This window comes from Streptacidiphilus fuscans (genome assembly GCF_015690355.1).
GTDB lineage: Bacteria > Actinomycetota > Actinomycetes > Streptomycetales > Streptomycetaceae > Streptacidiphilus > Streptacidiphilus fuscans.
On the sequence record NZ_JADPRT010000014.1, the window covers coordinates 221,294 to 231,066 of the forward strand.

Annotated in this window: 6 protein-coding genes and 1 pseudogene; 6 read left to right on the top strand and 1 reads right to left on the bottom strand. The window is 71.7% G+C overall.

What is annotated here, in order from left to right; genetic code table 11:
- Nucleotides 1–320: 320 nt before the first annotated feature.
- The 3 genes from I2501_RS39785 (at nucleotide 321) to I2501_RS29200 (ending at nucleotide 7,319) form a co-directional block, all read left to right on the top strand.
- Complete coding sequence (locus tag I2501_RS39785) at nucleotides 321–2,576, top strand: ArnT family glycosyltransferase (protein ID WP_236047417.1); 2,256 nt, start codon at nucleotides 321–323, stop codon at nucleotides 2,574–2,576.
- Nucleotides 2,577–2,715: 139 nt separating this feature from the next.
- Nucleotides 2,716–4,878, top strand: a complete 2,163-nt coding sequence (locus I2501_RS29195; RefSeq protein ID WP_196197264.1) for a DUF2264 domain-containing protein — start codon at nucleotides 2,716–2,718, stop codon at nucleotides 4,876–4,878.
- A gap of 221 nt (nucleotides 4,879–5,099) precedes the next feature.
- Nucleotides 5,100–7,319 (top strand): NADP-dependent isocitrate dehydrogenase, encoded by a 2,220-nt coding sequence (locus tag I2501_RS29200; protein WP_196197265.1) that lies wholly within the window; start codon nucleotides 5,100–5,102, stop codon nucleotides 7,317–7,319.
- Nucleotides 7,320–7,355: 36 nt separating this feature from the next.
- Here the strand turns inward: I2501_RS29200 and I2501_RS29205 are convergent, their stop codons facing one another.
- Nucleotides 7,356–8,303, bottom strand: a complete 948-nt coding sequence (locus I2501_RS29205) for an NAD(P)-dependent oxidoreductase (RefSeq protein ID WP_196197296.1) — start codon at nucleotides 8,301–8,303, stop codon at nucleotides 7,356–7,358.
- Between the two features lie 88 nt (nucleotides 8,304–8,391).
- On the opposite strand from I2501_RS29205, the gene I2501_RS29210 reads away from it, so the two are divergent.
- From I2501_RS29210 to I2501_RS29220, 3 genes and pseudogenes are all read left to right on the top strand, one after another.
- On the top strand, nucleotides 8,392–8,949 hold the full coding sequence (locus tag I2501_RS29210; RefSeq protein ID WP_196197266.1) for a GNAT family N-acetyltransferase: 558 nt from the start codon (nucleotides 8,392–8,394) through the stop codon (nucleotides 8,947–8,949).
- Nucleotides 8,900–9,529: a TetR/AcrR family transcriptional regulator gene (locus I2501_RS29215; RefSeq protein WP_236047419.1), complete on the top strand. Its 630-nt coding sequence runs from the start codon at nucleotides 8,900–8,902 to the stop codon at nucleotides 9,527–9,529. Before I2501_RS29210 ends, I2501_RS29215 begins: the two co-directional genes overlap by 50 nt.
- Nucleotides 9,530–9,664: 135 nt before the next feature.
- A pseudogene (locus I2501_RS29220) lies at nucleotides 9,665–9,773 on the top strand (electron transfer flavoprotein subunit beta); the annotation flags it as partial.

Consider the following 9,773-nt stretch of genomic DNA (forward strand, 5'->3'; position numbering starts at 1 on the left):
GGGGATCCGAACCAGACGACGAACCCTGGGACTCCGGGGAACCACCCCACCCATGGACGCCATCACCGTCATCACACCCGCCCCCGAACATCGAGGCGTCCATAGAACAATTATGACACTCCTTTCAGCCCACGCCAAGCCCCAACCGTCACCCACAGGAGTGAAAACCCCCAGCTCAGAGCAGTTTCCCAATCAACTTCGCCGTCAAACTGAGTGATCATCCGACTGCCCGTCAAGAAATGGAAAAAATTACCTGGGAATCCGATGAGTTCGGCATGCCGTTGACGTAGATGTGCTGCTCCCTGACGCACATTCGCGCCATGGCCTTGTTCTCTCCCCCCGCCCCGCCGAGACAGAACGTCTTGCGCGGCCGGCTGATCCTGCTCGGGCTCTGCGCGCTGGCCGCGCTGCTCTTCGCCTGGGGAATCAGCCGGAGTCAGTACCACCCCTTCTACGCCGACGCCGTCCGCAGCATGACGCTCAGTTGGAAAGGATTTGTCTACGGGTCGTTCGATCCGGGGAACACCATCACCCTGGACAAGCTGCCGGGTTTCCTGTGGCCACAGGCCGTGTCGGCCCTGATCCTCGGATTCCACCCGTGGGCGCTGACCCTGCCCCAGGTGCTCGAAGGCGTGCTCAGCGTCGCCGTGCTGCATCTGATCGTCAAGCGGTGGGCGGGGCTCACGGCAGGGACGCTCGCGGCGCTGGCGTTCATGCTGACGCCGGTCGTCACCGGACTCTTCAGGACCTCCGTCGAGGACCCGGCGTTCACGCTGCTGCTGCTCCTCGCCGCCGAGGCGACCCAACGGGCGGCGCGCAGCGGGCGCACCAGGACGCTGCTGTTGGCCGGGGTCTGGGTCGGGCTGGCCTTCCAGGCGAAGATGTTGGAAGCGTTCGCCGTTCTGCCCGTGCTGGCGGGGGTGTACCTGCTGTCCGCGCCGGCGTCGCTGAAGCGGCGCAGTGCGCAGGTCGGGATCGCGGGGGCGGTGACGCTCGCCGTCTCGGCGTCGTGGATCGCGCTGGTCACGCTCACTCCGCAGGCCGACCGGCCGTATGTCGACGGCACCACCGACAACTCCCCCATCAGCATGGTCGTCGGGTACAACTTCCTGAACCGCTTCTCGGCCGTTGGACTCAACGCCGCCGACACGGGCAGCGTCTCGGCGGTACGGGGTGGTCCGCAGGGTGCGACGCGTCCCGGCGGTCATGCCGAACCCGGCGCGACGACCACCCAGCCACAACAGCACACCACCGCAACCGCCGCTGCTCACCGCGACCAGTCCGAGAACGGCTGGGGCAAGCTGCTGACCGGAGAGCTCGCGGGCGAGGTGGGCTGGCTGTATCCGACCGCGCTCGCCGGGTTCGCCGTCGGGGTGCTGACACGGCGTCGGCGGGCGAGGACCGATCCGGTGCGGGCGGGATACCTGCTCTGGGGGGCTTGGCTCGCGGTGTTCTTCGTGGTGCTCAGCGCGGGGAGCGTGGCCGGGCATGCGTACTACCTCGGCGTGATCGCCGCACCGGCCGCCGCGTTGACGGGAGCGGGGCTGCCGCTGCTCTGGCGCACCTGGCGGGCGGGCGGTGCGAGCGCGTTCGCGCTGCCGGTGACGGTGGCGGCCACGGCGAGCTGGGCGGCCCTGCTGTCGCGGCCGTACCCGACGTTCCGGCCGTGGGTGACGCCGGTGGCGCTGACGCTGGGCGCGGTGTCGACCGCACTGCTTCTGCTGCCGCTGGTCGTGCCGCTGTTCCGCCGGGAGGAGCCGGCCGACGGGGGCCCGGTCGCGACCGGACGGCTCGGCCGCGTGGGGACGGTCGGGCTTGCGTGCGGACTGGTGGCAGTGCTGCTCACGCCCGCCGTCTGGACGGCGAGCGTCTTCGACCCGGCGTACGGGAGGTCGATGATGGGCGCGATCGGTCCGGCAGCGCAGGTCGGTACGTTCGGGCAGTTCCAGCATGCTTTGGAGGAGAGCGCGACGGCCGGCCACGGGCAGCCCAGCACGCACGAGCAGTCGGGCCGGACCGATCGGCCGGGCGCAGGAGTGAGTGCCCAACTCGCCTCGGCCGCAGGCCATGCGGGCACACAGTCGGCGGCCACCGAGGAGGGTGCGGCGCTCGCCGCCGCGGCGTCGGTGTGGGGGCGGATGTTCGGGTTCGGCGGCGCGCCACGCCTGGATGCCGGGGAGCAGGCGGTGCTCGCGTACACCACGGCGCACCGGGGCGGGGCCCGCTACCTGTTCGCGACGACGAGTTGGGCGACGGCATCGCCGTACATCCTGACCACCGGCGCGCCGGTGCTGCCGGTCGGCGGGTTCACGGAGCAGGTCCCGTGGCCGACGGTCGACGGCATCCGGAACGATGTGACGACGGGTCAACTGCGGTACGTCCTCCTGGCCGACCACGCATCCTCGCCCTTCGGCGGCGGCGGACAGGAGTTCGGGAAGCCGACCACGGCGGCCAAGGTGGGGACCTGGGTGACGGCCAACTGCCACCCGGTCGCGCTGGCAGGCTTGCAGACGGACCGTCAGAATCCGCAGCGGCTCTACGACTGTGCAACGGAGGGCGGCGCGGCCCGTCACTGAGGTGCTTCACGTCCGCCCAGTGCGCCGTCGGACCAAGGGAGGTCTGGGCAGGCCGCCGCAACGTGGCTAGGATGCTGACGCTTTCGGAAAGCGCTTTCCGGCGCTTCCGGCGTCGCCATCCAACCCCGGGCAGGTCCCCATGCCGCACCGCACCCAGCACCGCGTCCAGCGCCCTCTGCCGCCGTCGCCGCTCGACCTCCCGGAGAACCGGTCCCGCTCGCCCTACACCGGCTGGGACCGGCGGCACTGGGAGGCGCAGGCGGACCGGCTGCTCGCTGCGGTCGTCCCGTACGCCACCCCGGGCCGTGCGGGGTACGCGCTGCCCGGACGGACGTCGTGGTCCGGGGAGGCGTCGGACGCGCTGGAGGGGTACGCGCGGACCTTCCTGCTCGCCGCCTTCCGGATCGCGGGCGCGGAAGGCAAGGGCGAGGCGGCGACGGAGCTGCTGGAGCGCTACGCCGCAGGCCTGAGCGCCGGGACGGACGCGCGGACAGAGGCGCGGACGGACGCACACCCCGCGCAGGAGGCCTGGCCGCGCATCGACCGCGACCGGGTGCAGCCCATGGTCGAGGCCGCGTCGATCGCGCTCGCGCTGCACGAGACCAGGTCCTGGCTGTGGGACGCGCTGCCCGCCGCGACGCAGGAGCGGACCGCGGAGTGGCTCGGCGGCTTTGTCGGACGGACGCCGGTCGGGAACAACTGGGTGCTGTTCCAGACCGTCGTCGAGGAGTTCCTCTGCTCTGTCGGGGCCGATCACGCCGACGCGGAGATCCGGCGCGGGCTGGACGCGCTGGACGGCTGGTATCTCGGAGACGGCTGGTACACGGACGGGCCGGGGCGGCGCATCGACCACTACAACGGCTGGGCGCTGCACCTGTATCCGCTGCTCTGGACCCGGATCGCGGCCGGCGGGCCCCGGGCCGAGCTCGCCGCCGAGTTGGGCGTCCGCTTCCGCGAGCGGTTGCGCCGCTTCCTCGACGACTACGTGCACCTGGTCGGCGGAGACGGCGCGCCGCTGCACCAGGGGCGTTCGCTGACCTACCGGTTCGCGGCGGCGGCGCCGCTGTGGATGGGCGAGCTGTTCGACTGCGCGCCGGGCCCGACGGGGACGGTACGCCGGGCGGCCTCCGGGATGCTGCGGCACTTCGCGGAGCACGGCGCGCCGGACCCCAGCGGCGTGCTGACGCTCGGCTGGCACGACGAGTTCCTCGGCCTCACGCAGCCGTATTCGGGTCCGGCATCGCCCTACTGGGCGGCCAAGGGGTTCCTCGGACTGCTGCTGCCCGCCGACCACCCGGCCTGGACGGCGACCGAACAGCCGCTGCCGGTCGACACGTCCGACGGGGTGCGGCTGCTCCGCGGACCCAACTGGCTGGTGCAGGCCACGCACGCGGACGGGGTCGTACGCGTCCACAACCACGGCAGCGACGGTCTCGACCCGGCGGCCGGCGAGCGGAGCGCGCCCAGCGAGCGCACGAGTGATCCGCACTACGCCAAGCTCGCGTACACCACGTGCACAGGACCGGTTCTCCCGGCCGCAGCCGACAACGAGCTCACCCTCTCCGCGCCGAACGGCGCCACACCGACCGACTCCTCCCCGACCGACTCCTCACCGACCGGTCCGACCGCCCTCCCCCGCGGCCCGGTCACCGCGCTGGACGCCCCCGACCTGCCCGGCCTGCCCGGCCTGCGACTGGCCGGGTCCGTCCACACCGTCGACCCGGCCGCCGGGACACGCGTCGAATCGTGGACGCTCGCCGACGGACGCTTCGAGCTACGGCTCCACGCCGTCGTGGCCCCGGCCGGCTGGCGGATATCGGCAGGCGGACACGCACTCGCGGCCAAGACGCCGCCGCTCGCCCGCCAGGGGCGGCACTGGACGGTCGTCGAGCAGCCGGAGACCGGCACCGCCCGGCGTCTTCGCAGCGCGCTGGCACCCCTCCACGGCTTCGACCCGAGTCCCGACAGCCCGGACAAGCCGGACCGCCCTGGCAGCCCTGGCAGCCGCTCCTGCACCACCGTCCGCGCGACGGAGGCCAACGCCTTCGGCCCGCACGCGGCCTTCCCGCTGGCCACAACGATCCAGCCGGACACCGGAGTTCACGTCCTCGCGACCTGCGTCGTACTGTCCGCCGAGCCGCTGGACGCCGACGCGCCCCCGCCGTTCACGATCAGCGGCACCCTCGCCGACGGCCTCCGGATCCGCACCCCCTCCGGGCACACCCTCCTCGCCGAAGCCACCGATAGGGCCGACGCCACCCCGGACAGCACCCTGATCCGCCTCCGCCCCGCCCAGGACTAGGCCCGCCCCACCCCGGGACGCGCGCGTCGAGCGGCTGTGCGACCGTGGGAGCGGCTCGACACCCCGCCGGGCGGGAGCCATCGCCGGGCGGGCCGCCGCCGGCCGCGTGCCAATCGGTGACGTGGGGCGGTACCGGGAAGTCGCCCGGACAAGATATCTTGATGTCGAGACGTTCTGAAACGTGATCGTGATCGTGAAGTAGACGCGAAGCGGGAGTACCGGTGACTGACTCGACCATCATCTATACGCACACCGACGAGGCCCCGGCGCTGGCCACGTATTCGCTCCTGCCGGTGATCCAGGCCTACGCCTCGACGGCGGGGGTCACGGTGGAGACCCGCGACATCTCGCTCGCCGGGCGCATCATCTCCGTCTTCCCGGAGCGTCTGACCGAGGACCAGCGGATCCCGGACGCGCTGCACGAGCTCGGTGAGCTGGCCAAGACCCCGGCCGCCAACATCATCAAGCTGCCGAACATCTCCGCCTCGGTCCCGCAGCTCAAGGCCGCCATCGCCGAGCTCCAGGCGCAGGGCTACGCGCTCCCGGACTACCCGGACGAGCCGAAGACCGACGAGGAGAAGGACGTCAAGGCCCGGTACGACAAGGTCAAGGGTTCCGCCGTGAACCCGGTCCTGCGTGAGGGCAACTCCGACCGCCGCGCGCCGCTGTCGGTCAAGAACTACGCCAAGACCCACCCGCACCGCATGGGCGCGTGGTCGGCCGATTCCAAGACCAACGTCGCCACCATGGGCGTGAACGACTTCCGCCACACCGAGAAGTCCGCCGTCGTCGCCGAGGACGGCGTCCTCCGCATCGAGCTGGTCGGCAACGACGGCACCACCACCGTGCTCCGCCCGGAGGTCAAGGTCCTGGCCGGCGAGGTCGTCGACGCCTCCGTGATGCGCGTCGGCGCGCTGCGCGAGTTCCTGGCCGCCGAGGTCGCCCGGGCCAAGGCCGAGGGCGTGCTGTTCTCGGTGCACCTGAAGGCCACCATGATGAAGGTCTCCGACCCGATCATCTTCGGCCACGTGGTCCGCGCCTTCTTCCCGAAGACCTTCGCCGCCCACGGCGCCACCCTGGCCGCGGCCGGGCTGAACCCGAACAACGGCCTGGGCTCGATCCTGGCCGGTCTGGACGCGCTGCCCGAGGGCGCCGCGATCAAGGCCTCCTTCGACGCCGAGCTGGCCGACGGCCCGGCGCTGGCCATGGTCGACTCCGACCGCGGCATCACCAACCTGCACGTGCCGTCCGACGTCATCGTCGACGCCTCGATGCCGGCCATGATCCGCACCTCCGGCCACATGTGGGGCCCGGACGGCAAGGAGGCCGACACCCTGGCCGTCCTGCCGGACAGCAGCTACGCGGGCGTCTACCAGGTCGTCCTCGACGACTGCCGCGCCCACGGCGCGTTCGACCCGGCCACCATGGGCTCGGTCCCGAACGTGGGTCTGATGGCGCAGGCCGCCGAGGAGTACGGCAGCCACGACAAGACCTTCGAGATCCCGGCCGACGGCACCGTCCGCCTGGTCGACGCCGCGGGCAACGCGGTGCTGGAGCAGCCGGTCCAGGCCGGTGACATCTTCCGCGCCTGCCAGACCAAGGACGTGCCGATCCGCGACTGGGTCAAGCTGGCCGTCTCCCGTGCCCGCGCCACCGGCTCCCCGGCCGTCTTCTGGCTGGACGAGACCCGCGCCCACGACGCCAACCTGATCGCCAAGGTCAAGCAGTACCTGCCGGAGCACGACACCCAGGGCCTGCAGATCGAGATCATGTCCCCGGTGGAGGCCACGGCCTTCTCGCTGGAGCGCATCCGCCGCGGCGAGGACACCATCTCGGTCACCGGCAACGTGCTGCGTGACTACCTGACCGACCTGTTCCCCATCCTGGAGCTGGGCACCAGCGCCAAGATGCTCTCGATCGTCCCGCTGATCAACGGCGGCGGCCTGTTCGAGACGGGCGCGGGCGGCTCCGCGCCGAAGCACGTGCAGCAGCTGCTCAAGGAGAACTACCTGCGCTGGGACAGCCTGGGCGAGTTCTTCGCGCTGGCCGCCAGCTTCGAGCACCTGGCGCAGTCCACCGACAACGCCCGCGCCCAGATCCTGGCCGACACGCTGGACCGGGCCACCGGCACCTTCCTCAACGAGGACAAGTCGCCGTCGCGTCGCCTGGGCGGCATCGACAACCGTGGCAGCCACTTCTACCTGGCCATGTACTGGGCCCAGGAGCTGGCCGCGCAGACCGAGGACGCGGCGCTGGCCGAGGCGTTCGCCGGTCTGGCCAAGACGCTGGCCGAGCAGGAGGAGGCCATCGTCAGCGAGCTGATCGCGGTCCAGGGCTCCCCGGTCGAGATCGGCGGCTACTACCAGCCGGACGCGGCCAAGGCCGCCGCCGTGATGCGCCCGTCGCGCACGCTCAACGAGGCGCTGGCCACGCTGGGCTGATCACAGCAGGGCCGATCACACCGGCCTGACCGACCATCAGCCAGCCTGGTGGTCCCGGGCTTCGACGGCGCGCAGGACAGCAACCATGTCCTGCGCGCCGTCGCCGTTCTCCGCCGCCAACGCGGCCGTCTCGGCGTAGAGGGCGTGGCAGACGTCCAGCAGCGGCGCGGCGACTCCCGCCCGTTCGGCTGCCTCGGCGATCAGGCGGTTGTTCTTCAGCACGTCCAGGATGCCCGCCTGGACCGAGAAGTCACGCTGCCTCAGCTTCGCCGCCTTGCCGCGTGAGACGGCGCTCGCCATCGGCCCGGTGTCGACGACGGAGCGGAAGACGTCGAGGTCCAGGCCGTGCCGCTCGGCGAAGTGGAAGGCCTCGGCCAGGCCGGTGACCGTGGTGATCAGGAAGATGTTGACCGCGAGCTTGGTGCGCAGCGCCTGCGGCACCGGGCCACAGACGAAGGCCTCCCGCCAGAGCGGTTCGAGCAGCGCCTGCACGGCCGCCACCGCGTCCGGCTCGCCCGCCAGCATCGCGACCAGCGTTCCCTCCTCGGCCGGGACGCGTGAACCGGAGACCGGGGCCTCGACGTAGCGCCCGCCCGCCGCGCGGATGTCACGCTCCAGGGCGGCGGAGAACTCGGGCGAGGTCGTGCCCATGTGGACGACGGTACGCGCGCGGACGCGGGTCGCGAAGTCCGGCGTGCCGCGACGCAGGACAGCGTCCACGGCGTCCTCGTCGGCGAGCATCAGCACCACCGTGGCGCAGCGCCGGAACACCTCGGTGGGATCCGCAGCGACCTCCACCGCGCCCTCCGCCGCGCCCTCCGCCCCAGCGGTGCGCAGCGGCTCGGCGCGGGCGGCGGTCCGGTTCCAGACCACCAGCGGCGTGCCGGAGCGGGCCAGGTTGAGTGCCATGGGCAGGCCCATCACGCCCAGCCCCACGAATCCGACCGGCGTCCCCAAGTCCCTACGCGGGTCCAGCGGGTTCATACGCGTGTCCACGAGCTGCTCCCGGAATCTTGCAGGCCGAATCGTGCAGGCCCTTGCTTCTATGACGTACGTCATAATAATGGGAACTATGACAGCCGTCATAGAGCTTGTCCGCCCCGACCATCGGAGCGCGTTGCACCTGCTCTTCGCCGCCTGCTCGCCGGAGACGGTCCAGCTCCGGTTCCGGGCGCGCCTGCCCGCGCTTCCCGCCGCCTACCTGGAGAGCCTGCTGGCCGGACCGCCGGAGCTGCACGACGCCGTGGTCGCTTCGGACCGCGACTCCGGCACGGTCGTCGGGCTCGGCAGTCTCGCCCTGCCGGACCAATCCCAGCCGGACACAGGCGAGTTGGGGCTGCTGGTGGTGGACGGGTGGCAGCGGCGCGGGATCGGGCGGGGGATGACCGAGGTCCTGGTGGCCCGCGCGCGGGTCCGGGGAGTCAGCCGGCTCGTCGCCGAGGTCGCGCACGGCCGCTCGGCGCTGCTCGCCGCGCTGGCGCGTCAGGTCGGGCCCGGCGCGCGGCACAGCACACGAGAAGGGGTCACCGGGCTCTATAGGCTGGACCAACCCTCGTCCCCGCTGCTGGAGGTCGGTCACCATGACGGGAGCACCCACGTCGGGAACGCCGTCCAAGCGCGGACCGCGTGAGCGGATGGTCTACAGCGCCGCCCAGCTGATCCGCCGTGACGGCGTCGGGGCGACGGGGATGCGTGACGTCGCCGTGCACGCGAACGCGCCGAGGGGCTCGCTGCAGCACTACTTCCCGGGCGGCAAGGAGCAGTTGGTCAACGAGGCGGTCGGCTGGGCCGGACGCTACGCGGCCCGTCAGGTCGAGCGCTTCCTGGCGGCGCTCAGGTCCGGCGGCGAGCGGCCCCGACCGAGCGAGCTCTTCGCGGCCATGGTCGGGCAGTGGACCACCGAGTTCGAGACCGTGGGGTTCGCGTCGGGCTGTCCGGTCGCGGCCGTGACCGTCGACTGCGTCGACGCGTCGGAGTCCGCCCGCACGGCGGCGGCGGAGGCCTTCGGCGTCTGGATCCGGCCGACCGCGGCGGCGCTGAGGGAACTCGGTATCCCGGAGGAGCGGACGACTCCGCTGGCCACGTTGATGATCAGCGCCCTGGAAGGCGCACTGCTGATGGCCCGCGCGGAGCAGGACATCCGCGCGCTCGCCACCGTCTCCACCGAGCTCGGGCCGCTGCTGGACGGGGCCGTCTCCCCGGGAGTGTGACTCATTCATGGCACTCAGTGCCTTGGCAGATGGCACTGAGTACCCTTATGGTGCGAGTACGAGCCCTCCGCGGTGGGAGTGTGCCAACCCGGTACGAGCCAGTTCAGCCGCACAAGTCAGTACAGGAGACAGGTCGTGAGCTTGAGGATCGTTGTCTGTGTGAAGTACGTGCCCGACGCGACAGGTGAGCGGCGGTTCGCGGAGGATTTCACGACCGACCGTGACGGCGTGGACGGCCTGTTGT